The sequence below is a fragment of the Streptomyces sp. Tu 3180 genome (assembly GCF_009852415.1).
Classification (GTDB): Bacteria; Actinomycetota; Actinomycetes; order Streptomycetales; family Streptomycetaceae; genus Streptomyces.
Genome location: NZ_WOXS01000002.1, coordinates 662133 through 685989 on the forward strand (window position 1 = coordinate 662133; position 23857 = coordinate 685989).

A 23857-nucleotide genomic window follows, 5' to 3' on the forward strand; every position below is an offset into this window, starting at 1 on the left:
CGCCTGGCCGGCCCTACGGCAGCGTCCGCGCAGGCACTCCGCCGGAACGGGTCCGTGCCCCGCGCACCCGACCCGGCCGACCGCGCCGGCGGAGCCGGGCTGCACTATCCTGCGGCCGGTCGGGACCACACCACGTCGGGGGCGTGCATGACCGTGCGGGACGAGGCGTTGCTGGCCGAACTCGGCTCCCTTCCGGCTCCTGTGCGCGCGGACTACCTCCGCGTCCTCGAGACGGTCGTGCGGACCGTCCCCGGGGCGTGGACCCGCCGCAGGGGCGTCCGGCGGCAGTGGATCACGCTCCGTGACGGCGACGACGACGTCGTGGTCCGGGTGGAATCCGGCGAACTGAGCGAGCACGTCGACTGGGACGGCCCGCGGTCCGCCCGCTCCTTCGCCGGCGCCCTGCGGGAAAGGCTGGCGACGAACCGGTGCGCCGCCCTGGTCTACGGGAACGCGGTCGACTCGCGCACGTGGGGCTGGGTCCTCCCGCTCCTGGCGGGGCAGCTGCCCAGGCTGGACACCGCGGTGATGGTCGAGATCGAACACCGCGCGGGAGCCCGGTCCACGTTCTCGTTCCCGGTCGGGTACCGGCGCCTGCCCGTCCGGCGCCTGCGGTTCGAGCAGGACGTGCGCGCGGTCCTGCGGCGCGCCGGGAACGGGTGACCCGAGTTCCGCGGCCGCCGGGCAGGCCGCTTGCCCGGCATCGGCCGCCGCCGGCCGGAAGGGCCCTCGCGGGTGCCGGGGCGGCCGTCCTGGCGGCCGAAGGCCCGCGCCCCGCCTCGTCCTGCCGCTCGCCCGCCGCCCCGGGCCGTTCCGCGCCGGTGCGGGTCAGGCCGTCCCCGCCCGGCGCGGTGCCCGTGCGGCCGTGGCCGGCAGCCGGCCCCGCCGTGCGGCCCGTTCGCCACTTCTCCCCCAGCCATGTCGGTGACCCTGACGCACCAGGTCTTCACCGGTTACGTGCCGCGCGTGCACCGGGCGAAGTCCTGGTGGGGCAGAGCCGACGGGGGGATGTGGGGTGTTGCCCGTTTGCGCGCGGGTACGCGCGCGGGTGTGAACGGGGGAACGAAGGGTGGACGGCATGGAATCAGCGCCCGTGGGCGAGGACGGCACCGCACCGGACGAGCGCACCCCGCAGACCAGCATCGCCCTGGGCGGTGACGGCACGGACATCGCCCATGCCCGCCACCAGGCCGCCGACTTCCTCACCCGGGTACGGACCGAGCACGGCCTGCCGGTCTCCCGGCGTGCCATCGACCTGACCCAGCTGGTGGTCAGCGAGCTGGTCACCAACGCCCGCAAGTACGCCCCCGGGCCGGCGCTGCTGGACCTGCGCGTCACCGGCGACACGGTCGAGGTCTCGGTGTGGGACTCCGATCCGGTCCTGCCGATCGCCCGGGCCGCGGACGCCGGCCGGGTCGGCCAGCACGGCCTGGAGATCGTCATGGCCGTCGCCCAGGGCTTCGCGGCGCAGCGCGAGCCGGTCGGCAAACGCATCACCGCCCGCATCGCCCTGCTCGACGGCCCCGGCGACGCCCCCACCGGACGTCCGCCCCTGTAGAACCGGACGCCCACCCCTGTGGAAACGACCGGCCGACCGGCCCCTGGTCTCAGCCGGGGTGCGTGGATGCGGCCGTGGCGATCACCGGGGAGAGGCGGCGGACAGGGGTGCCCCGGCACGACTGCCTCGGGCCGACCAGCTGGAAGGCACCCGCCTCGGCGCCCCCCGTCGGCTTCGATGGTCTGCGCCGGTGGCCGACGCTTCGCCGGTATTCATGATCGACGCCGATCACGGGCAGTTCCACGTCCAGGACCTCGACCCCTATGAAGCGTGGATCGCCGAACACGCGACGGACCCGGACCTGGTGCCCGCCGGCTGGACGGAAGAAGCGGTCCGCCTCCATCGCATCGGCGTCGAACCGCACTCGGTCCCCGTCGGCACAGCTCGGGACGACATGGTCGAGTCCCTGATCACCGTTCACGCCTCCGCGCCCACGACGGAGCCGACGGCCGAGCACATCGTGGAGGCCGACCCCGACGCCCCGACCGGTCAGCTCACCGTGTCCAGCCCCGGCACCGACCCCGCCGACGGGCCGTTCCTGGCCGTTCCCGCCGGATGGCTACGTGTTCGGGTTTCCTGCGTTCCAGCCGAACCACCGCCGGCCGACACCGACGGAGGTCCCGGTGACCACTTCCTGTACCGGATGGACCTCTGGCCGTCCGACCGGACTCACGGACTCGTCGTCGTCGAGCAGGGGCCGGAAATCTGGGCGGGGTAGGTCTTCGTCCACCGCTCGCCCGTCGGCCGAGTGCGAGGTCGTGGAGACGCGCGTTGCCGCTCATCGCGTGATGGACGCCGTGCCCGGCATCGCCCGGATGCACGACCTCGCCCCCGCCGGACAGATCGGTGGACCTCACTGTGATCAGCCGTGCCCGAGGCGGCTCGAAGATTATTCACGGGACGGGCCTCAACGCGCCGAAGTCGGTGAACGCCGAGGATCGCGGTCGTCCCGCAGCGCAGTCGGTCCCGGTCGGTGCAGCCGAGCCGGCGGCCGTGGAAGCGGGCCGCGACGTGCGGGTGCCGGGGTGGACCAAGGCTGCGGCGAGCATCTCGGTACCGTGGTCGTCGCCGGGCCGGGTGTGTGCGCTCGATGAACGGCCCGGCCCGCACGGCGACGTCCTGGGCGCGGCCGGGCGTCCAGGGCTCCGGGGCGCGCACGGCCGCGAGCACCGCGCGGAACGCGTCGACGAGTACCTGGCTCCCGGAAGCGAAGGCGCCGGGGGCGTTGCGGCGGCGGTCCCTGAGCGCCTGGGCCAGGGGTTCGGTGAGACCGCCGGCGCTTTTCCGGACCACGCGCTGTCGCGTTGGTGGCGAGCGGCAGTCGGTGCGGTTGTCACGTCCGGCCTCGGGCCGACGGCCCGATGTGCTCCTCCGGCACCGACCACCCCGGCAGGGCTTCACGGCCGCGGTGAGGGCGGACCTCCGAAGGGGTATTGCAACGTACAGTCCAAAACGGTTAAGGTCGCGCCATGGCCCGGCCGAGGACGTTCGACGAGGAAGGCGCCCTGGACGCGGCGATGCGCACGTTCTGGGAGAGGGGCTACGAGGCCACCTCCACACAGGACCTGTGCGACGCCACAGGGCTGGGGCGCAGCAGCATCTACAACACGTTCAAGAGCAAGCACGACCTCTTCGAGCGCGTACTGGCGCGCTACATCGACTCCATGACGACCGCCCAGCTGGCCGTCCTGGAGGACGTCCGGCACAGCGCCGCCGACCGGCTGCGCGCCCTGTTCACCATGGTCGTCGACGGCGAGACGGAACACCGGACGGGCGGACGCGGTCTCGGCTGCCTGACCGTGAACACCACGGTCGAGCTGGTCGCCCGGGATCCGCGGGCGGCGGAAATGCTGGAGCGCGACACACGGCGTCGGCTGACGGCGCTGCGCGCGGTGCTCGAGGAGGGGCAGCGGGACGGCAGCATCACCTCCCCCCGCGACGCCGGAGCGCTTGCCCGCTTCGTCAACGCGGCGATCGGCGGCATGCGCATCTCCAGCCAGGGCGGTGCCGACCGGGCCGCACTGGAGTCGATCGCCGAGATCGCCATGGACGCACTCACCGGCTGACGGCGCACGCCACCGGGGGCCAGGCCCACGCGTACTCAAGTTTTGTACTGATCAATCCATAACGGACCTCGAAGGAGAACGAGCCGTGCCTCGTGCCGTATACGTGCTGGCGCTCGGCATCTTCGCCATGGTGACCAGCGAGTTCGTGGTCGCCGGGCTGATGCCGCAGATGGCCGACGGGCTGGACGCGACCATCCCCCAGATCGGCTACCTCATCACCGCCTTCGCGGTGGCCATGGCTGCCGGCGGCCCCTTCCTGACCGTGGCCCTGATGAAGTTCCCCCCGCGCACGGCGCTGTTGGCACTGTTCGTCGTCTTCCTCGCCGGCAACGTACTGGCCGCCACCGCGACCGGCTACGGCACCATGATGGCCGCGCGGATCATCACCGGCATCGCCTCCCAGGCGTTCTTCGGCGTGGGCATCTCGATGTGCGCCCGGATCACCCGCCCCGAGATCCGTGGCCGCGCCATCGCCGTCGCGATGAACGGCCTCATGCTCGGCACCCTGCTCGGACTGCCCGTCTCCACCCTGGTCGGTGAGCGTTTCGGGTGGCGCGCCGCGTTCTGGGCCATCGTCCTGATCACCGTGATCGCGGCCGTGGCCACCCTGTTCGGCGTGCCCCGCGTCGAGCGGGTGGAGGGCGGCGGCTTCCGCCAGGAGGCCGGCGTCTTCAAGAAGCCCAGGATGTGGCTGGTGCTGTCCGGCAGCACACTGATCATCGGCGCCACCTTCTCCGCCTTCAGCTACTTCAACCCCATCCTCACCGACGTCACCGGCTTCTCCGCCGGCACCGTCCCCCTGCTGCTCATCGCCTACGGCGCCGCCACCGTCATCGGCAACAACGTGGTCGGCCGTTTCGCCGACACGCACACCGTCCCGGTGCTCGCCGTCGGGCTCGTCCTCAACACGGTCTTCCTGACCGCCTTCGCCCTCCTCGCCCACGTGCCCGTCCCGGCGGTCATCTGCATGATGGGCATCGGCCTGGCCGGTGTCACCATGAACCCGGCGATGGTGACCCGCGTCCAGCGCACCGGCAACGCCGGGCCGCTGGTCAACACCGTGCACTCCTCCTTCATCACCCTCGGCATCATCCTCGGTTCCTCCATCGGCGCCGTGGTGATCGAAACCTGGGGACTGCGCGCTCCGCTCTGGCTCGGCGCGGTGTTGGCGCTGGTCGGCCTGGCCACCGTCCTGCCCGACCTCACCCACCGCGCCGTCACGACTCCCGGCCCAGCCACCTCGTCCGCCCTGCCCGACGAGGGGAACGAGCTCGCACGCGTTGATCAGTCGGCAAGGTAGCGGCAGCGGTCGAAGGCTGCGCCGATGTCAGGGAAAGCGACCGGGACGTCATCGTCACCGGAGGCGCCCGGGCCCAGGGGCAGCGACGGCGTGGCCGGTTCCAGAGGGCTCACCTTTCCGGTGCGGACCAGCGGCGACGCCGCACGGCCCCGGCGGGCGACGCACAGCGTGGAGGAGTCCGGGGGAACCCGGGGGCGAGACCGGTGAGCTCGCGTTTCAGGTGTCGCGCATTCGCGGCCGAGCCCAGAGGGGGCTCGGCCGAGTGACCCGCGCGAGCTCGGCGGCACCCGGCAGTCCGCTGGCCGGCGATTGACATGATGGGGGGCGGCAAGTCTCAGGTGTCCCTGGAGGAGCGACTGTGGCGTTCGAGACCGAAGTCGATTTCGGAATCGCCGAACGGGACGATTGGTCCTGCTCACCGGCTGTCGGCGTCGGACCGCTCCGGTTCGGCATGAGCGTCGACGACGTGGTCGAGGCGGCTGAGACGCTCGGCCAGACGAAGGTCAGCGATTGCGCACAGGACCACGCGATCTTCTCGCCGACCTGGGAGGTCGAAGTCCACCGTCGCGGGGCGGTTCCTTCTTCGCCTGCCGTCACCGCCTGTGTGAGCCGAGCTGTGGGGCTGTTCTGCATCGCCGCGGACGCCGTGCACGGCCCCCGGATCGCGTATGACGGACTCCCCCTGGTCGGGAGAGACCTGTCGGAGCTGGAGAGCGACGCAATCGCGTATGCCGAGGCGATGGACGTGCACTTTCGCTACACGCCCGAGGGCTAAGCGGGACCGGATGATCCCGGGGTCGTGATACGCGGGCAACTGGTCGGGCAGGCCCTCCGATCGCGTCCGTTGTTCATGGTGACGCGCGACGGCGCGAACACCGAATGGGACTCGATGCCCTCCGAGGAGCACCGCGTCAACGGCCGGTCCACGGTCTGACGTGGTGTGACCCGTGACGCGTGGTGGAGGAGACACGCCCGGACCGGCACTCCTCCCCGACTCACCTCGGCGAGGCGGACCGTCCCTCGGTCCGCCGGAAGGGGTGTCCGCCGTCAATTCGCCTCCGGCCCGAACCGGCGCTTGTACGCCGACGGGGTGATGCCGGCCTCGCGGCGCATCAGCGTGCGCAGATGGGCGGCGGTGCCGAGCCCGCTGCGCCGCGCGACCACCTCGAAGCGGGACTCACCTCGCTCGATCAGCCGGCAGGCCAGGGCGAGTCGTTCCCCCGTGAGCCACGTCAACGGGGTCGTGCCCAGTTGCGCCCGGAAGCGGCGATGCAGCGTCGCCGGACTGACCGCCGCACGCGCCGCGAGGTCGGACACAGTGAGCGGTGAGTCCAACCGTTCCAGGGCCCAGGCCAGGACAGGCGCCAGGGACTCGTCCGGCGGGTCGGGCACGGGGCGTTCCACGAACTGCCGCTGCCCACCGTCCCGGTGCGCCGCGAAGACCAGTCGCCGGCTCACGGAGTTGGCGACCTCCGCGCCGTGGTCGCGGCGGACCATGTGCAGCCCGAGGTCGAGCGCCGCCGCGCTCCCCGCAGCGGTGAGGATGTCACCGTCGTCCACGAACAGCACGTCCGATTCGAGCCGGACGGCGGGGAAGCGGGCCCGGAAGGAATCCGCCCACTGCCAGTGCGCGGTGGCCCGGCGCCCGTCGAGGACCCCGGCCTCGGCCAGTGTGAAGGCGCCGCTGCAGAAGCCGACCAGGCGCGCACCGCGGGCGTGCGCCCGTCGGACGGCATCGAGCACGGCGGGACGGCGGGGCACCTCGATGTCCGGGCGGTTGGGGACGATCAAGGTGTCCGCCGCGTCGGCCGCTTCCAGACCGGCGACTCCCGTGAGCGTGAAGAATCCGTCTCGCATCAGGGTGCGGGGTTCGGGGGAACAGAGCCTGAAGTCGTAGAGGTCACGGCCGATCTCCGGTCTGCGCAGACCGAAGACCTCGGTCGCGCAGCCGAGCTCGAACGGGTTCGAGTTCTCGTCCACGATCACGACGACCCGGTGCACGCCCGCCGCGTGAACGGCGTGCGAGGATTCTTTCGCCATGTGCGATTCCTAGCACTCACGCCGACCGTGCGAAACGGCTCAGGATGAGCCCATGAGCCACGAACCCATCCCCCTCGGCAAGGCCCTGGCCTCCTTCGACGCCCTGTGGAGCCCCCGCATCGTCACGCGCGTCAACGACTACGACGTCCGCATCGCCAAGGTCGAGGGCGAACACGTCTGGCACGCCCACGACGACACCGACGAGTTCTTCCTGGTACTCGACGGAGAGCTGCACATCTCCTTGCGCGAGCCCGAGGGGGAGCGCACGGTCCTGCTCCCCCAGGGGGCGGTCTTCACCGTCCCCCGAGGCACGGAGCACAAGCCGTACGCTCCGTCCGGCGCCGCGATCCTCATGTTCGAGCCCGCCGGGACACCGACCGTGGGTGATCGCCACGACGAGATCCCGGACCACGTGGACGCGACGACCGGGCACGCACTCGACACCTGAGCCGACGGGCTTCGGGCGCGCGGCCCTTCTCATGGCCTCAGCCCGTCACCGGATCGGTTCCGTTCACCGGCTGCCCGGCGGGAGCGGCGCGGGTACGAGGCCTCGCCCGGGGCTGGGATTCGACGATGTGAGCCCTACGTCCCGGCGCGCAGCCACCCGGTTCGGGAACGACCGCGTCATCCCGCCTTGCAGCGCTGCCCTCCGCCCTGCCTCACTTGCCAGGGGCGCCGACCCCGCCCGAGCCGCCGCCGGCCTGCTGTGGCATCAGCACGTCATCGACGACGCGCGGAGCGACACCGGCGCCGGCGGGGCCGAGCCCTGCACTACGGTCGGGCCGTGCCGACGGGACTTCCGGAGGGGCGGGACCCGGAGACGGGCGGCCCGGCTAGCGGCTCCTGAAGAAGCAGAGCGCTCGGCCGTTCTCGTCGGGTGGGGAGTCCGCGCACGCCGGCTCCCCTCCCGCGGGAAACGGTGGCGTCGGGCCGGCTTCCTCCCAGCCGTACCGCTGCGGCTCCGCCGAGTCCCGCGGCCACAGGGTCAGGCCGGCCGTGACGGTCACGAGGACCAGCCACACCGCCACGGCCCACCGTCATGGCCTGCGGCGGCGCGTCACCGCCACGGCTCCACCTCCACCACCGCCTCCACCGGAATCGGGCCGTACACATGCGGGAACTCCTCAGCCCCGGGCTCCGGCGCCTCGTACCTCACCGGCACGTCCAGCCGCCCGGGGTCCACGACGAGCACCACCAGCTCGTCGGGCCCCTCGTAGGAGCCGTACAGGAAGGCCGCCACGGCGGGCAGTTGGGCGCGCGTCGAGCAGTGGACGAAGCCCTCCTGCGCAAGGGTGCGGCCACGCGTCGACATCCGGTACGCGCCCTGCTCACGGGCCTCGTCCCACAGGGAACGCTCGGTGATGTGGAGTATGTACGCGCGTTCGGGCATGGGCCCACGCTACGGCCTCACCCCGTCCCCTGCCGGGCGGAGGGCCGCTCCACGGCGCTGTCCAGACGGGCGATGACGGCCGCCACGTCATCGCTCTCGGTGCTCCGGATCAGCTCCAGGGCCGGCCGGACGAGGCCGCCCGGACGGGCTGTCAACCGTGCGAGCACGGCGGCCCGGACGTCGAGCCGTTCGAGGGTGGCCTCGCGCTCCTCTTCGTTCTGGCCGGCGAGCAGGACGGCGTTGTACCACGCCTCCTCGCGGGACTGACGGACACTGAAGTCGAGGATCCGCTCGTCCGTGCGGGCTCCGACCCGATCCAGCAGCGACATGAGTGGCGACAGGGCGCCGAGCGAGTCCTGCACCGCCAGCGCCACCCGCGCAAGGATGTCGTTGATCAGCAGGAAGTCGCGCCGCAGCGTGTGGATGGCCTCGCCCGGGCTGGTCCGCGCGGCGGCGATGGCCAGGTCGAGGTTGATGTGCGCGTTCACGCCGAGTATCAGGTGCTGGACGATGGCGGTGTCGGCGTCGTCGAGCAGTCCGAACGCCTCGCGCCAGCACCGCGGCCCGCTCCGGTCACGGCGCCACGCCTCGTACGCGTCGAAGTAGCGGTTGCCGAAGAGCGTGTCGAAACGGTCCATCCGGGCGCCGTCGTCGAACAGCCCACCGTGGATGGCCGTGCGGACCTCGACGGTCACCTGCCGGTACAGCGCCGCGAAGTACCCGACCCGGTCACCGGTGCGGCCGGCCTCCCGCACGATCCCGGCCAGCCCGTCCACGACATCGTCGATGTTCTCTGCCGCCATGCCGACTCCCCTTTCGCCGTCCCCTCGTCCGGCCCGCACTCCGGCTGCTGCCCGCGGTGCCGACCACGGCTCCGTCCTACCACCGCGCACCGGGAAGGGCCCCCGCTCTGCGGGAACCGGGACGGGAACCCCGCTCGCCTCCCCGCCCGGACCACGGCAACCACCGGCTCAGCACACGACGTCCCACCGGAACACCGGATCAGAACGGCAGGTTGGGGACGAGGCAGACCGCCGCGCCCCCCAGCGGGACGAGGCCCAGCGCCGTGAGCAGCACGGTGCGCAGGACGAAGGCGAACGTGAGGGGGCGGCTTGCGCGGGCAGGGTGCTCGGGGTCGTACACGAGATCGGCCCGACCGGTGATCACCGCACCGGAGAAGTCCCGGACGGACACGACCGGGGGGACGCCCCGCATCATCCGCCCGTCGACCGTGGTGAAGGTCAGCTTGGAGAAGATCCAGAGGTGGGCTCCCTCGGACCGGATGCGCACATGGCCGTCCGCCTCGCCGACCACCCCGACACCGCGCCGCCGCAGCAGCCACAGGGAGCGTACGCGGCGGGCCGTCCGCCACAGCGCTGCTCCCCCGATCAGACCGAGGACGCCCGCGACGCTCAGCGAGAACGCGGCCAGGCCGTCCTCGAGCGGGCTCATCCATCCCAGCAGGGACAGCAGCAGCGTGTAACCCGCCAGGAGCGACCCGGCCCGCACGGCCCGCCGGCCCCGCGGACCCGGCGCGTACGAGGGCGGAGGCTGCGTCCGCACCTGTATCAGCGCGTGGCCGTCCGCGGCGGGCTCCGTTGCGGTGAGGGCGGCCGTCAGTTGCCCCAGGAACGCCTCGGCGGCGCGGGCGTTGGCGGTGGGCAGCTCCAGCACTCGGCCCAGACCGTGCCGGGCACGGCCGGGATCTCCGCTGATCCCGACACGGATGGTGCCGCCCGCGGTCGCCTCTGCGGAGGCGACCGCGCGGACAGGCAGCGTCCACGTCGTACGTCCGCGTACGACCAGCAACCGCTGCCCGTCGAAGCGGGCCGTCGTGCCTCTGCCGGCCAGGACCGTCTCCGGCGCGTCGGGCGCAGGTCCTCGCATCGACATGGGCGGATCCTACGGACCGGGCGGACGCGCGTCCCGTCGATTGCGGCCTCGGCGACCGAGTCCGGGTCCCGGGTCGGCCGGGCGACGGACGACATGCTCGACGACGTTCCCGCCCCGGGGGAACCGACCCGGGGCTGTCCCCCCGCATGCCGAACTGTTCCAGCGGACACTCCCTGCGGGGTGTCGCCGCTCCAGAGCCCCCCTCATGGCGCGAAGTCCGCCTTGTGGTCCTCGGCCCACTCCGCGAACGTGCGCGCCGGGCGGCCGGTGACCTCCTCGACCGTCGACGTGATCTCGGGCCGGGAGCCGACCATCGCCGCGAAGGACTTCAGCACGGCCCGCACCGTCTGCCGTGGCAGGTCGGGGAAGAAGGCCGCTTCCGCCTCCGCGACGGGAATCTCGAGGTAGGTCAGGTCCCGCCCGAGCACCCGTCCGATGGCCGCGACCTGCCCTGCGTTCGTCACCGCCCCGGGTCCGGTGAGCCGGTGGACGGCGCCCTCGTGACCCGCGTCGAGCAGGGAACGCTCGGCCACCGCGGCAATGTCGTCCTCATGGATCGGCGCGCTGACGGCGTCAGCGAACGGACCGCGCACGGTGTCGCCCGCGCGGATCTGCCCAGCCCACTGGAGGGCGTTCGCGGAGAACGCGTTGGGGCGCAGGAAGGTCCACTCCAGGCCGCTGTCCCGGACCAGTTGCTCGGCTCGCGCGTGCCTCACGTGGATGGGGTGGGTTTCGTCGGCGCCTTCCTGAATGATTCCCGAGGAGAGCAGGACCACGTGTCGTACGCCGGCGGCGCGGGCCTTGGCGAGGACGGTGCCCGTGCGGTCCCCGGTGGCCTGCAGGTGCAGGAAGAGCTTCACCGCTCCGTCGAACAGCCCGGCCGACTCAGGACGCGTCACCTCCGCCCCCGCGGGAAGCGCGGCGCGTTCCGCGTCGCGGCGGCTCACCGCCCGCACGGGCCGCCCTCCGGCGACGAGCCGCTCGACAAGGGCACGGCCGACGTTCCCGGTGGCACCGGTCACTACGATCACGGGGTCTCCTTTTCGATCTCGAGTCGATCACCTGTGGCCCTTCCGTCCCCAGGAGAGGTGATCAATCCGCCACATCGGCGGGGAGGGCCACTCACACTTGCGTTTCAACTCCTGCGGCCCCGCCGCCTCCAGGGGGCGGCGCGACCGCGGAGGCAGGGCGTCACGAGCCGCAACGGGGCAAGCAGCGGCGCCCCTCGGAGGGACGTGACGTCCGACCACAGGACGCGCACCGCGGTCGCCTGCCGCGCGGGAAGACGGGACACCTCGTCCCGGGTCCTGACAGCGTCGGCCCGTGCGGCCCGTACTGCCTGTGCGCGGATCCACCGCTGCGGCTGGGTGATGCCGATCCCGGCGAGGGCGGCCCGGCTCCGGCAGCCGATGGGCTGCCGGACCAGTTCGGTGTCGTTGCGCGAGTACTCCACGGCCGGTCCCTCCGTCTGCGCCGGGGCTGGTTCGACGAGACGACCGTAGAACCTCAACTCGACTTGAAGTCAAAGCGCTTCGGCGACCTGGCGCCGCACCTGGGGGTGCCCCGTACGCGGAGGTGCCCGTGTCCGTCCACGGGCGGACACGGGCGGACATCGGCATACGTCCGGGGGCCGACACCGTTCAGGCCGTGGACGGACGCTCCGGGCGGGCCCGCTGCCTAGCCTCACCGGTATGGATCATCTGCCTCGCGGCGCAGCCGCCGCCCTGCTCGGTCTGTCCCTCTCCCTTCTCGGCACGGGCGTGGCCCAAGCCGCACCACCCGCGCCCACGGCGGTGTCGTCAGTCGCCGAGACCGCCCGCGTACGCCTCGAACTGCCGCCGCCCACCGGGGCGTACGCGGTGGGCCGTGACACCTTGCACCTCGTCGACGGGAGCCGCCCCGACCACTGGGTGCCGGAGGCCGGGGCGCGTGAGCTGATGGTGTCGATGTACTACCCGGCACGGCCCGGCGGCGGCCGGACGGCCCCGTACATGACCGCCGCCGAGGCCCAGGCCTTCATCGACGACCGGCGACTGACCGACGTGGTGTCCGCCAGGACGCTCAGCGGCACCCGCACCAACGCCCGCCCCGGCGCCGCGCCCGTACGCGGGAAGTTCCCCCTCGTCGTGCTGTCGCCCGGCTTCACCGTCAACCGCTCCACCCTGACCCTGCTCGCCGAGGAACTGGCGAGCCGGGGGTACGTGGTCGCCTCCGTCGACCACGCCTACGAGTCGGTCGGCACGGCCTTTCCCGGTGGGCGCCTCCTGAACTGCGTCGCCTGCGAGAAGACCTCCTCCAGTGGGTACGACGAGGTGCCCAGGGGCCGGGCCGAGGACGTGTCCTTCCTCCTCGACCGGCTGCTCGCCGACCGGCACGCCGCCTGGCGGCACGCCCGCATGATCGACCCCACGAGGATCGGCATGGCCGGCCACTCCGTCGGCGGCGCCTCCGCCGCAACGGCCATGGCGGGTGACCAGCGGGTCCGCGCCGGGGCCAACATGGACGGTTCCTTCATGGAGCCGGTCCCGGCACAGGGCCTGGGCGGGCGCCCCTTCATGCTGCTGGGCACCGACGACGGCGACCGCTCCTGGACACGTGACTGGCCGCTCCTCGACGGCTGGAAGCGCTGGATCGGCGTCACCGGCGCGGAACACTTCACGTTCACGGACGTGCCCGTCCTCGGTGACCAGCTCGGCCTCCTGCCGCCGGAGGAGCCCTTGTCGGGCAAGCGGTCGCAGGAGATCACCCGCGCGTACGTGACGGCGTTCTTCGACCTGCACCTGAAGGGCGTGGACCGGAAGCTGCTGGACGGGCCGACCGCCGAGCACCCGGAGGTGGTCTTCCGCACGGAAGGCTGACCAGGCGGAAGGGGAAGGAGCGAAGGCAGGCCCCGTGCCCTTCGGCCGGCGCCGGCCGGCGGCTTGCCCGTGAGCTCGGCGGCCCGGGCCCCGTCGCGGGTCCTGCCGTCGGCCTCGGCGGCAGGCGTCCGTCATGCGCGCCGAGGCGTCACCCCGCTCGCCCACGCGGGGCGCCTCGGCTTCGCCGCGATCGCAGGTCCAGTGACCAGTCACCGGCTTCCGGTGCGGCTCACGCGAAGTCGTACGCCGCCCAGTCGGTGACCCGGACGTATCCGATGCGCTGGTAGAGGGCGTTGCTGGTGGGGTTGGCCGCGTTCGTGTACAGCACGACCTCCTCGGCACCCGCGGCCAGCGCGGCCCGGCTCACCTCGACCGTCACGGCGCCCGCGTAGCCGCGGCCGCGCAGGTGGGCCGGGGTGTAGACGGGGTCCACCCGGACCATGCCGGCGACCGTCGGGTTCACGCCCGCCATGGAGACGGGCGTGCCGTCCGGGGTCTCCCAGAAGGTGTAGCGCTTCTCGGCGAAGCGCGTGTCCGCCCAGGAGGCGGCGTCGACGGTGACGGCCTCCCCGACGTCCGCGGCGAACTCGCGGCACCAGCGCACGAGGTGCTCGTGGTCCTGCTCGCCCACGAGCCGGCCCCGGCCCGCCGGGACCGGCTCCGGCGGGGTGAGCGTGCCGAGGCGGTACAGGTGGAGCCGGACGCGGAGCGTCGGCGTTGCTCCTGTGTGCCGCTGCCAGGACTCGGCGAACGCGGCGGCGGTGTGGTGGTCCGCGGTGACGCCGGAGAACGTGTGGCCGAGGCGGGTCAGCCGGGCGGCGAGGGCGTCGGCCCGCTCGGGGAGAGCGGGGTGAGGGTCAGCCGACGGGTCGGCGGGCGGTAGAAGATCGCCCGGGTCCCGCCCTGCGACTCCAGCCGGCCGAAGAGGACGCTTCCGGGGTCGAACGCGCCCGGGCGGGTCCGCCACTTCTCCATCACGGTGAGCGGCGTGTTGTGCAGCACGGGGCGCGAGCGGAGGAAGTCCGCGGAACGGGCGTGGAATTCGTCGATGTCTTCGGTGAGGTGCCAGGCATCCGGGCGCATGCTTCATGATCCCGCACGCACCCGGCTCCGGGGACCGATACCCGATGCGTGGCCGTCGTGCCCCATATGCGCCGCCGACTGTGTCCGGTTGCAGGGGAGTTGCCCTTGCCCAGTGGCCGGCGCCGGGACTCCTGCGGGCCGGGCACCGGGCGGAGCGAGAGGCGGTTCCGATCGGACTGTCGGGCAGCCTGCGGTCGTGGAGGCCGGAACGGACGACGAAGGCCGGCGGCGGACACCCGGGAGCCCTGTTCCACGTCGGTGACGGCGCGCGGCTGAAGGCGGAGGGCTACGGCGGCCACCCGGTGAAGGTCCGGGTCCGTCGTCGCCGGCCCGGCCAAGTGATCGCCCGGCTCGACGACGCCGGCTTCACGGTCGAGACGCACAGGACGCTCGGCTCGGCCGGGAGCACACTCGGGGAATCCTCCTCGCTCGCCGCCGGCCCGATCCCCGGCAGGGCCCCACCCGGTGACGAGCAGGCGGAACCTTTCCGGGGGGTTCTCCCGGTGGGGTGAGGCAGTGCGGATGGGGCAGGACGGGCGGGTGAGCAGGCCGCGCCGGGTGGTCCACCGGTTCCCAGGGGCCTCGTCCCCCGCGGCAGCGGAGCGGCGCCCGCCGACATCCGTTTCGTGCGGATGCGGGACGCCCCCTACTGTGGCGCGGTGACGATTCGGATGATCATTCTCAACGGTGGTTCCAGCTCGGGGAAGTCCGGGATCGTACGGTGTCTGCAGGCCGTGCTGCCGGAGCCGTGGCTGGCGTTCGGGATCGACACGTTCGTCGACGCCCTGCCCGCGAGGATGCAGGCGTCGGACGCGGGGATCACGTTCGCCGCGGACGGCGGGGTGAGCGTCGGACCGGACTTCCGGGCGCTGGAGGCCGCCTGGGCGGAGGGCGTCGCGGCGACGGCCCGTGCGGGCGCCAGGATCATCGTCGATGACGTCTTCCTGGGCGGAGCGGCGTCCCAGCAGCGGTGGCGGAAGGCGCTGGACGGACTGGACGTGCTGTGGGTCGGCGTCAGGTGTGAGGGCGCGGTCGCCGCAGGCCGCGAGATCGCACGGGGAGACCGCGTCCGGGGGATGGCCGCGTCGCAGGCGGATGCGGTGCACGAGGGGGTGTTCTACGACCTGGAGGTGGACACGACCCACACCGAGTCCCTGTCGTGTGCGCGAACCATCGCCGCCCACGTCAGCTGATCGCCGGATCGGCCGACGGCCGCCTCGGTCGCGCGCCCGGCGGCTGCGGTGTCGCCGGGTGCGGTGGCGAGTGGTGTCCCAGCGGACGGGTGACCAGCGCGTCGGCCGGGGCGCCGGGCCGTCCCACGACGAGATGACCGCGGCCGGGCACGGTCGGCGCGGCCCGGGACTCGCTTCCGCGCGTTCGACGGCGCGGTGGAGCGGGGTGGCCACGTCGTGGCGGCCGCCGACGACCAAGGCGGGGCCGCGATGCGCGGCAGGTCCGCGCGCAGGTCGTGGGCGGCGAGGACGTCGCAGCGGGCGGCGTGACCCGCGGGGTCGGCGGCGTCGAGCGTGTTCAGCAGGGCGCTGCCCGGGGGCCGACCCGGCGGCGGTCGGAGGATCCGCGAACCAGCGTGCGGGGCCGGTCTGCCGCAGTGAGCCGGCGGCGCGCTTCAAGGAGCCGTCCGCTCCCGGCCGAGGAGGAGTGTACGTTCGTACGCTCTGACGATAGGCTCCCGGTCATGACTGTTGACGTACTGCGCCGGCCTGCCCCGGCCGAACGGCAGGCCCGCGCGGCCGTCGCCGTGCTCTTCTTCACCAACGGGGCCCTGTTCGCCAACCTCCTGCCGCGCTATCCGCAGATCAAGGCGGACCTCGGCATCGGCAACGCCGCCTACGGGCTGGCGGTCGCGGCGTTCCCGGCGGGTGCCATCGCGGCCGGCCTGGCGGCCGGGGTGCTCGTCCGCCGGCTGGGCTCGGCGCGGGTGGCGGTGGCCGGCACCCTGCTGACCGGTGCCGGGGTCCTCGCCGCCGGTCTGGCCGAGTCGGTGCTGGTGTTCGCGGCCGCGCTGTTCCTGGCCGGGGCGATGGACGCGATCACCGACGTCGCGCAGAACGCCCACGGCCTGCGGGTGCAGCGCCGTTACGGACGCTCGATCATCAACTCCTTCCACGCCATCTGGTCCATCGGCGCCGTCGCCGGCGGGTCCATGGCCGCCGCCGCGATCGCGCTCGGCCTGTCCCGGGGGCAGCACCTGCTGATCTCGGCGGTGGTGTTCGCCGTCGCCGCCTGTGTCGCCCTGCGGTTCTGCCTGCCCGGCCCCGACACCGGGCCGCAGGAGGAGGCGGAGGACGGCGACCGGGAGCCGCGGCGGCCGCAGCAGCCGGCGACGACGGCTCGGCGCACCGGGTACGTGCTGGCCGCGCTCGTCCTCATCGCGACGGCGGGCACGCTCGTCGAGGACGCGGGCAACTCGTGGGCCCCGCTCTACCTCTCCGACGCGCTCGACGCGTCGGTGACGCTGGCGGCGTCCGGTTACATCGCCCTGGTCGGGGCCCAGTTCGTGGGCCGGCTCGTCGGCGACCGGCTCGTCGACCGGTTCGGCCAGCGGGCGGTGGCGCGCGCCGGCGGGCTCGTCGCCGCGGCCGGCATGGGACTGGCGCTGGCCGTGCCCACCGTGCCCGGGACGATCCTCGGTTTCGCCGCCGCCGGGTTCGGAGTGGCGACCCTGGTGCCCGCGGCGATGCACGAGGCCGACGAGCTGCCCGGCCTCAAGCCCGGATCGGGACTGACGATCGTCTCCTGGCTCATGCGCCTGGGCTTCCTGCTCTCCCCGCCCGTCGTCGGGCTCGTCGCCGACGCCACCAGCCTCCGGCTGGGCCTGCTGGTGGTGCCCCTCGCCGGAGCGCTCGTCCTCCTGCTCGCCGGGGTGCTGCGGCCCCGGGGACGCTGAGCGGCGGCTGCACGGAGGCTTCCGTCAGGCCGTGGCCGTACCCGAGGGCGCCCGAGGGTACGGCCACGGCGGACCGCCGCCGCGGTCCGGGGCGCACGCACTCCTCGTGCCTCCCGCCCGCCGGCCGCGGCTCCGTCGGCAGCGGCGGCCCGAGCGTGCGCGGGCCGGCGAGAGGCCCCGCCCGGCCCCCACGCCCCCGGCGTCCGGCCCCGCCGGGCCGGGTGTCAGTCCTGGGACGGGGTGAGCACCACGAAATCCGCGCCGGCCGGATCGAGGCAGACGGCCAGCCGGCCGACGCCCTGCGCGTCCTCCGGCCCCATCTGCACCCGCCCGCCGTTCCCCGTGACCTCGGCGACCGCGGCGTCGCAGTCGGTAACGGTGAAGACCGGGTGCCAGTACGGCCGCCCGCCCGCGAGGGCGAGGTCCTCCTCGGGGACCTCCATGAGGCCGCCGTGCATGCGCTCCTCGGGCAGCTCCGCGGGGGTGATGAGGAAGTACGTGCCGCCGCCGCCCGGCAGCTGCATGTCGCTGAACCGCCAGCCGAGGACACCGCCGTAGAACTCCTTGGCCGCCGCCGCGTCGCTCGTGTACAGCTCGGTCCAGGACAGCGAGCCCGGCTCGTCCACCAGGTCGACGCCCTTGGTGCTCCCCGGCTGCCAGACGGCGAACTGGCCTCCCAGCGGGTCGCTGTACTGTGCCATCCGGCCCCATTCCTCGAGGTCCGTCGGCGGAACGCGCACGATGCCGCCCGCGCGCTCCACGGCCCGGGTCGTGTCGTCCGCGTCGGTGACGCTGTAGTAGATCATCCAGGCCGAACGCGCTCCCTCCTCGGTGAGCCTGCCGAGTCCGGCGACGGTCTTGCCGTCCTTGCGGAACATCCCGCCCTCCATGTCCTCCCCCTCCCCCATGGGCTCGTAGTCCCAGCCCAGCACCGCGCCGTAGAAGGCCGCGGCGGCCCGGACGTCGGGGGCACCCAGGTCGAGCCAGCAGGGGGAGCCGGGAGCGAAGTCTGTGGTGATCACCGCGATGTCCTTTCGCAGATCCGTTCTGACCTCAGCGTGACAGCTGCCGCTGACACCCGCCCGTCGGTCCTGCCGTCCGGGACCGGACGGCACGGCGGAACGCGCGCGCTGCCGGCCGGGGCGGACGGTCACGTCCCGCGTCGTTCCTTCGCGCCGTCCGGCGCACGTACGCAACTCCAACGGGCCCTGCCGACGAGGCACACGGCGAGCAGCACTGCTGTAGTGGTGCGCAGCGCCTCCGAGCAGCGACTCCCCGCCGCACGAGCGGGACGGGTGAGCGACGGCATCGCGCTGGGCGCGACGCATACCCGCAAGAACCGCTGCGGCAGGGTCGTCCAGGCTTGAAGGGAACGGGAGACGTGATGGGACACGGCGGAAACGTGATCGAGGAACTGACCACCGACCACCGCGAGGTCGACGCGCTCTTCGACGAGATCCAGGCGCTCCCCCCGGGGGACGACAGGCAGCGGGAGGTCGCCGATCAGCTCACCATCGAACTCGTGAGGCACTCCGTCGCCGAGGAGGCGCACCTGTACCCGGCGGTGCGCCGGTACGTCGACGACGGCGACGACCTGGCCGACAAGGAGGTCGCCGACCACGCCGAGGTCGAGCGGATGCTCAAGGAGCTGGAGAGCTGCGCCCCGGGCGACGGCCGGTTCGACACCCTCGTCGCGCAGCTGAAGCAGTCGGTCACCGCGCACGTGCGGGACGAGGAGGACCGGCTCTTCCCCCTGCTGGCCGAGGCATGCCCCGCCGGGCTTCTGGACGAGCTCGGGGACAAGGTCCGCTCGGCCAAGAAGGCCGCCCCGACCCGTCCCCACCCGGCCGCTCCCGACACCCCGCCCGCGAACAAGCTCCTGGCCCCCGGCGTGGGCATGGTCGACCGCGTGCGCGACATGTTCACCGGCCGCGGCCGCCAGGGCTGACTCCCCCGGGGCTACGGCGCTCCCTGCCCGGGCGCCGCCGGTGCGGGCGGGAGGCGGTGGACGGAGACGGGGGAGCGTGACCCGGCGGTGAACTCCGCGCCGTCCCGGTCCGCGTGCCCGGTCTCCGGTTCGAATCCGGCCGGCCGGGCCATCAGGTCGAGCCCGGCCGGCCGGATGCAGCGGTGGGGGCTGCGGGACAGCCGGATCTGCCCGGCCTGGGTGAGCAGGTGGGAGATCGTGTTGTGGACGAGGGTGCACTCCCCGGGGCGGCGGTCGTCGCCGTGTCACCGATGACCACGCGGGCGGACGGCGCCCCGGCCGGCCCCGTGCGACGGGGTGTCAGGGCTTACGGGCGAGACCGCCGTGCTCGCCGATGGGTTCCGGGGCGGGGGCGGCGGGGTCCGGGCGCCAGAGGGGGACCGGGACGACGCCGGGGTCGACGAGGTCCAGGCCGTCGAAGAACGCCGCGATCTGGTCCACGGTGCGCAGGTGGTACGGGACGGCGCCGCTTTCGTTGTAGGCGTCCTGGGCCCGTTCGAAGACCGGGTCGATGCCCCGGGAACCGTCGTTGACGCAGAGGTGGCTGCCGGACGGCAGCGCGTCCATCAGGCGGGTGACGACGGAACGCGCCCGGTCGTAGTCGGCGACGTGGCCCAGGATGTTGCTGAGGATGAGGGCGGTGGGGCGGGTGAGGTCCAGGGTGTCGGCGGCGGCCGCCAGGATGCGGTCCGGGTCCAGCACGTCGGCGTCGACGTAGGCGGTCGCCCCTTCCGGGGTGGAGGAGAGCAGGGCGCGGGCGTGGGCGAGGACCATCGGGTCGTTGTCGACGTAGACGATCCGGGCCTCGGGGGCGGTGCGCTGGGCCACCTCGTGCGTGTTGTCGGCCGTGGGCAGGCCGGTTCCGACGTCCAGGAACTGCCGGATGCCCGCCTCTTCGACCAGGTAGGTGATGGCGCGGCGCAGGAAGGCGCGGCTGCTGCGGGCGATGGTGACGATCCCGGGGAAGACGGCCGTGTACGCGTCGCCGGCCTCCTCGTCGACGGGGTAGTTGTCCTTCCCGCCCAGCCAGTAGTTCCAGATCCGGGCCGAGTGCGGCACCGACGTGTCGATCTGCTGGTGGGTCGGTCCGTGCGTCGGTGCGGGGTCGGTCATGGGTGCCGTCCGTCGTCGTTCGGGGTGTGATCCGGTCGAGCACAACCTACGTCCGACGGGCCGGTGAGGCACGCCTGTTCACGTGTCGGCGGGGTCCCGCCGGCGGTGTCCTCGTGGGGTCCGGTCCCGGGGAGCCGCGGGGGCGTCCGGCGGGCGCACCGCCCGCGGCGGGGCCGTACGGCGGGCCACGCCCCTCGGTGCGGCCGGGCGCGCACCGAAGCGCGCGCCCGGCCGCAGGCTCAGGCGAGTTCCACGAGGAGGTCGCCGCCCTCCACCTGCTGGATGCGGTTGATGGCCAGCCTGGCGACCGTGCCGGACTTCGGGGCGGTGATCGCGGCCTCCATCTTCATCGCCTCGATGGTGGCCACCGTGGCCCCGGCCTCCACCTCGTCGCCCTCGGCGACCGCGAGGGTCACCACGCCGGCGAAGGGCGCCGCGACGTGGCCGGGGTCGGTCCGGTCGGCCTTCTCCGTGACGGGCACGTCGGAGGCCGCCGCCCGGTCGCGGACCTGGATGGGCCGCAACTGGCCGTTCAGGGTGGACATCACGGTGCGCATGCCGCGCTCGTCGGCGTCGCCCACGGCCTGGAGCTCGATGAGCAGTCGCACACCGGGGTCGAGGTCGACGCCGTACTCCTTGCCGGGGCGCAGTCCGTAGAAGAAGTCCTTGCTGTCCAGGACGCTGGTGTCGCCGAAGGTCTGCCGGTGGGTCTCGAACTCGCGCGTCGGTCCGGGGAACAACAGCCGGTTGAGGGTCGCCCGGCGGTCCTTCGCCAGCCCGGCGCGGTCGTCGGCGGTCAGCTCCTGCACGGGCTTGGGCTCGGCGCGGCCCCGCAGTGCCTTGCTCCGGAACGGTTCGGGCCAGCCGCCGGGCGGGGTGCCCAACTCGCCGCGCAGGAAGCCGATGACGGAGTCGGGGATGTCGAACCGGTCGGGCTCCGCCTCGAAGTCCGCCGGAGAGACGCCCGCGCCCACCAGGTGGAGGGCCAGGTCGCCGACCACCTTCGAGGAGGGGGTGACCTTCACCAGGCGGCCGAGCATCCGGTCGGCGGCGGCGTACATCGCCTCGATCTCCTCGAAACGGTCGCCGAGACCGAGCGCGATGGCCTGGGTGCGCAGGTTGGAGAGCTGCCCGCCGGGGATCTCGTGGTGGTAGACGCGGCCGGTCGGCGAGGCCAGGCCCGCCTCGAAGGGGGCGTACACCTTGCGGACGCTCTCCCAGTACGGCTCCAGGTCGCCGACGGCCTGGAGGTCCAGGCCGGTGGGCCGCTCCGAGTGGTCGGTCGCGGCGACGATCGCCGACAGGGACGGCTGCGAGGTGGTGCCCGCCATGGAGGCCACCGCCCCGTCGACCGCGTCCGCACCGGCCTGGACCGCGGCGAGGTAGGTGGCGAGCTGACCGCCGGCGGTGTCGTGGGTGTGCAGGTGGACCGGCAGGTCGAACTCCCGGCGCAGGGCCGACACCAGCGTCGCCGCCGCGGGTGCCCGCAGCAGGCCGGCCATGTCCTTGACGGCCAGGACGTGGGCGCCCGCCTCGACGATCCGCTCGGCCAGGCGCAGGTAGTAGTCGAGGGTGTAGAGCCGCTCGGACGGGTCGGACAGGTCGGCGGTGTAGCACAGGGCGACCTCGGCGACGGCCGTGCCGGTCTCGCGTACGGCGTCGATGGCGGGCCGCATCTGGGAGACGTCGTTCAGCGCGTCGAAGATGCGGAAGACGTCGATGCCGGTGGCCGCCGCCTCCTGGACGAAGGCGTCGGTCACCTCGGTCGGGTACGGGGTGTAGCCCACGGTGTTGCGGCCGCGCAGCAGCATCTGCAGGCAGATGTTCGGCACGGCCTCCCGCAGCGCGGCCAGGCGCTCCCACGGGTCCTCGGCGAGGAAGCGCAGGGCGACGTCGTACGTGGCGCCGCCCCAGCACTCCAGGGAGAGGAGTCCGGGCAGGGTGCGGGCCACCACCGGGGCGACGGCGAGCAGGTCCTTGGTGCGGACCCGGGTGGCCAGCAGCGACTGGTGGGCGTCGCGGAAGGTGGTGTCGGTGACGCCGAGGGTCGGGGAGGAGCGCAGCCAGCGGGCGAAGCCCTCGGGTCCGAGTTCGGCGAGCCGCTGCCGGGAGCCGGCCGGCGGTTCGCCGGCGGGCAGCGGCGGCAGCTTGGTCAGCGGGTCGATCAGTTCGGGCCGCTCGCCGTGCGGCTTGTTCACCGTGACGTCGGCGAGGTAGGTCAGCAGTTTCGTGCCGCGGTCGGCGGAGTGGCGCGCGGTGAGCAGGTGCGGGCGCTGCTCGATGAACGAGGTGGTGACCCGCCCGGCCTCGAAGTCCGGGTCCTCCAGGACGGCTTGCAGGAACGGGATGTTGGTGGCCACGCCGCGGATGCGGAACTCGGCCACCGCGCGCCGGGCACGGCCCACCGCGGTGGCGAAGTCCCGTCCCCGGCAGGTCAGTTTGACCAGCATGGAGTCGAAGTGCGCGCTGATCTCCGTACCGGCGTGGGTGGTGCCGCCGTCCAGGCGGATGCCGGAGCCGCCGGGTGAGCGGTAGGCGCTGATCCGGCCGGTGTCCGGGCGGAAGCCGTTGGCCGGGTCCTCGGTGGTGATGCGGCACTGCAGCGCGGCACCGCGCAGGGTGACGCTCTCCTGGGAGAGGCCGAGGTCGGCCAGCGTCTCGCCGGCGGCGATGCGCAGCTGCGCCTGCACGAGGTCGACGTCGGTGACCTCCTCGGTCACCGTGTGCTCGACCTGGATGCGCGGGTTCATCTCGATGAAGACGTGGTTGCCGTCACGGTCGAGGAGGAACTCCACGGTGCCCGCGTTGCGGTAGCCGATCCGGCGGGCGAACCGCACGGCGTCGGCGCAGATGCGGTCGCGCAGCGCCGGGTCGAGGTTCGGCGCGGGCGCGAGTTCGATCACCTTCTGGTGGCGGCGCTGCAGGGAGCAGTCCCGCTCGTACAGGTGCATGACGTCGCCGTGCCCGTCGGCGAGGATCTGCACCTCGATGTGGCGGGGCTCGACGACGGCCTTCTCCAGGAAGACGGTGGGGTCGCCGAACGCGGACGCCGCCTCCCGGGACGCCGCCTCGACGGCCTCCCTCAGCTGGGCGGGGTCCTCGACCCGGCGCATGCCGCGCCCGCCGCCGCCCGCGACCGCCTTGACGAACACGGGGAAGCCGATGCCGTCGGCGGCGCGGACGAGTTCGTCCACGTCGGTGGAGGGCGCCGAGGACCCCAGGACCGGCACGCCCGCCTCACGGGCGGCGGCCACGGCGCGCGCCTTGTTCCCGGTCAGCTCCAGGATCTCGGCGCTCGGCCCGACGAACGTGATGCCCGCCTCCTCGCACGCCCGGGCCAGCTCCGGGTTCTCGGACAGGAACCCGTAACCCGGATAGACGGCGTCGGCTCCCGCGCGGCGTGCCGCGCGGACGATCTCCTCGACGGAGAGATAGGCGCGCACCGGGTGTCCCGGCCGGCCGATCTCGTACGCCTCGTCGGCCTTCAGCCGGTGCAGCGAGTTGCGGTCCTCGTACGGGAAGACTGCGACGGTACGGGCACCCAGCTCGTAGCTCGCGCGGAACGCCCGGATCGCAATCTCACCGCGGTTGGCGACCAGCACCTTGCGGAACATTCGTGATCCCTTCAGCCTGCGGTGACGAAGACCATCGTGTCGGCGGC

Annotated in this window: 19 protein-coding genes and 1 pseudogene; 11 read left to right on the forward strand and 9 right to left on the reverse strand. The window is 73.2% G+C overall.

Features of this window, described 5'->3' with window-relative positions:
• Positions 1-147 precede the first annotated feature (147 nt).
• From GL259_RS03935 to GL259_RS03960, 6 genes are all read left to right on the forward strand, one after another.
• Complete coding sequence (locus tag GL259_RS03935) at positions 148-663, forward strand: hypothetical protein (RefSeq protein WP_159529195.1); 516 nt, start codon at positions 148-150, stop codon at positions 661-663.
• Between the two features lie 415 nt (positions 664-1078).
• Positions 1079-1558: an ATP-binding protein gene (locus tag GL259_RS03940; RefSeq protein WP_159529197.1), complete on the forward strand. Its 480-nt coding sequence runs from the start codon at positions 1079-1081 to the stop codon at positions 1556-1558.
• Between the two features lie 214 nt (positions 1559-1772).
• Positions 1773-2276, forward strand: coding sequence for a hypothetical protein (locus tag GL259_RS03945; protein WP_159529199.1), 504 nt, complete (start codon positions 1773-1775; stop codon positions 2274-2276).
• Between the two features lie 751 nt (positions 2277-3027).
• Positions 3028-3624, forward strand: coding sequence for a TetR/AcrR family transcriptional regulator (locus tag GL259_RS03950; RefSeq protein ID WP_159529201.1), 597 nt, complete (start codon positions 3028-3030; stop codon positions 3622-3624).
• A gap of 85 nt (positions 3625-3709) precedes the next feature.
• Complete coding sequence (locus GL259_RS03955) at positions 3710-4924, forward strand: MFS transporter (protein WP_159529203.1); 1215 nt, start codon at positions 3710-3712, stop codon at positions 4922-4924.
• A gap of 358 nt (positions 4925-5282) precedes the next feature.
• Positions 5283-5699, forward strand: a complete 417-nt coding sequence (locus GL259_RS03960) for a hypothetical protein (protein WP_159529205.1) — start codon at positions 5283-5285, stop codon at positions 5697-5699.
• A 272-nt stretch (positions 5700-5971) separates the two neighbouring features.
• Here the strand turns inward: GL259_RS03960 and GL259_RS03965 are convergent, their stop codons facing one another.
• On the reverse strand, positions 5972-6964 hold the full coding sequence (locus GL259_RS03965) for a helix-turn-helix domain-containing protein (RefSeq protein WP_159529207.1): 993 nt from the start codon (positions 6962-6964) through the stop codon (positions 5972-5974).
• A gap of 52 nt (positions 6965-7016) precedes the next feature.
• On the opposite strand from GL259_RS03965, the gene GL259_RS03970 reads away from it, so the two are divergent.
• Entirely contained in the window at positions 7017-7412 is a 396-nt protein-coding gene (locus GL259_RS03970; RefSeq protein WP_159529209.1) for a cupin domain-containing protein, read from the forward strand.
• Positions 7413-8021: 609 nt separating this feature from the next.
• On the opposite strand, the gene GL259_RS03975 is transcribed toward GL259_RS03970, so the two are convergent.
• The 4 genes from GL259_RS03975 to GL259_RS03990 all read right to left on the reverse strand — a co-directional run bounded on the left by GL259_RS03975 (position 8022) and on the right by GL259_RS03990 (position 11278).
• Complete coding sequence (locus tag GL259_RS03975) at positions 8022-8354, reverse strand: DUF952 domain-containing protein (protein ID WP_159529211.1); 333 nt, start codon at positions 8352-8354, stop codon at positions 8022-8024.
• Positions 8355-8371: 17 nt separating this feature from the next.
• Positions 8372-9157, reverse strand: coding sequence for a DUF5995 family protein (locus tag GL259_RS03980; RefSeq protein ID WP_159529213.1), 786 nt, complete (start codon positions 9155-9157; stop codon positions 8372-8374).
• Between the two features lie 199 nt (positions 9158-9356).
• Positions 9357-10247 carry a hypothetical protein gene (locus tag GL259_RS03985; RefSeq protein ID WP_159529215.1) on the reverse strand — a complete coding sequence of 297 codons (891 nt, stop codon included), beginning with the start codon at positions 10245-10247 and terminating at the stop codon, positions 9357-9359.
• A 203-nt stretch (positions 10248-10450) separates the two neighbouring features.
• Positions 10451-11278: an NAD(P)H-binding protein gene (locus GL259_RS03990; protein ID WP_159529217.1), complete on the reverse strand. Its 828-nt coding sequence runs from the start codon at positions 11276-11278 to the stop codon at positions 10451-10453.
• A gap of 660 nt (positions 11279-11938) precedes the next feature.
• Here GL259_RS03990 and GL259_RS04000 point away from each other — a divergent pair.
• Complete coding sequence (locus tag GL259_RS04000; protein ID WP_159529219.1) at positions 11939-13105, forward strand: alpha/beta hydrolase; 1167 nt, start codon at positions 11939-11941, stop codon at positions 13103-13105.
• Positions 13106-13334: 229 nt separating this feature from the next.
• Here the strand turns inward: GL259_RS04000 and GL259_RS04005 are convergent.
• Positions 13335-14188, reverse strand: a pseudogene (locus GL259_RS04005) (GNAT family N-acetyltransferase).
• A 659-nt stretch (positions 14189-14847) separates the two neighbouring features.
• On the opposite strand from GL259_RS04005, the gene cpt reads away from it, so the two are divergent.
• Together cpt and GL259_RS04020 are read left to right on the forward strand one after the other, a co-directional pair.
• A complete protein-coding gene (gene cpt, locus GL259_RS04015; RefSeq protein ID WP_243762242.1) occupies positions 14848-15381 on the forward strand; it encodes a chloramphenicol phosphotransferase CPT in 534 nt (177 codons plus the stop codon).
• Between the two features lie 503 nt (positions 15382-15884).
• Positions 15885-17096, forward strand: a complete 1212-nt coding sequence (locus tag GL259_RS04020) for an MFS transporter (protein ID WP_159529221.1) — start codon at positions 15885-15887, stop codon at positions 17094-17096.
• Positions 17097-17320: 224 nt separating this feature from the next.
• Here the strand turns inward: GL259_RS04020 and GL259_RS04025 are convergent, their stop codons facing one another.
• Positions 17321-18118, reverse strand: coding sequence for a VOC family protein (locus GL259_RS04025; protein ID WP_159529223.1), 798 nt, complete (start codon positions 18116-18118; stop codon positions 17321-17323).
• A gap of 362 nt (positions 18119-18480) precedes the next feature.
• Here GL259_RS04025 and GL259_RS04030 point away from each other — a divergent pair, with 362 nt between their 5' ends.
• The gene (locus tag GL259_RS04030) at positions 18481-19044 is read left to right on the forward strand and encodes a hemerythrin domain-containing protein (protein WP_159529225.1); all 564 of its coding nucleotides are present in this window, start codon (positions 18481-18483) and stop codon (positions 19042-19044) included.
• Between the two features lie 339 nt (positions 19045-19383).
• Here GL259_RS04030 and GL259_RS04035 read toward each other — a convergent pair whose 3' ends face one another.
• Positions 19384-20196 carry an SAM-dependent methyltransferase gene (locus GL259_RS04035; protein WP_159529227.1) on the reverse strand — a complete coding sequence of 271 codons (813 nt, stop codon included), beginning with the start codon at positions 20194-20196 and terminating at the stop codon, positions 19384-19386.
• Positions 20197-20435: 239 nt separating this feature from the next.
• The gene (locus GL259_RS04040; protein WP_159529229.1) at positions 20436-23810 is read right to left on the reverse strand and encodes a pyruvate carboxylase; all 3375 of its coding nucleotides are present in this window, start codon (positions 23808-23810) and stop codon (positions 20436-20438) included.
• Positions 23811-23857 lie beyond the last annotated feature (47 nt).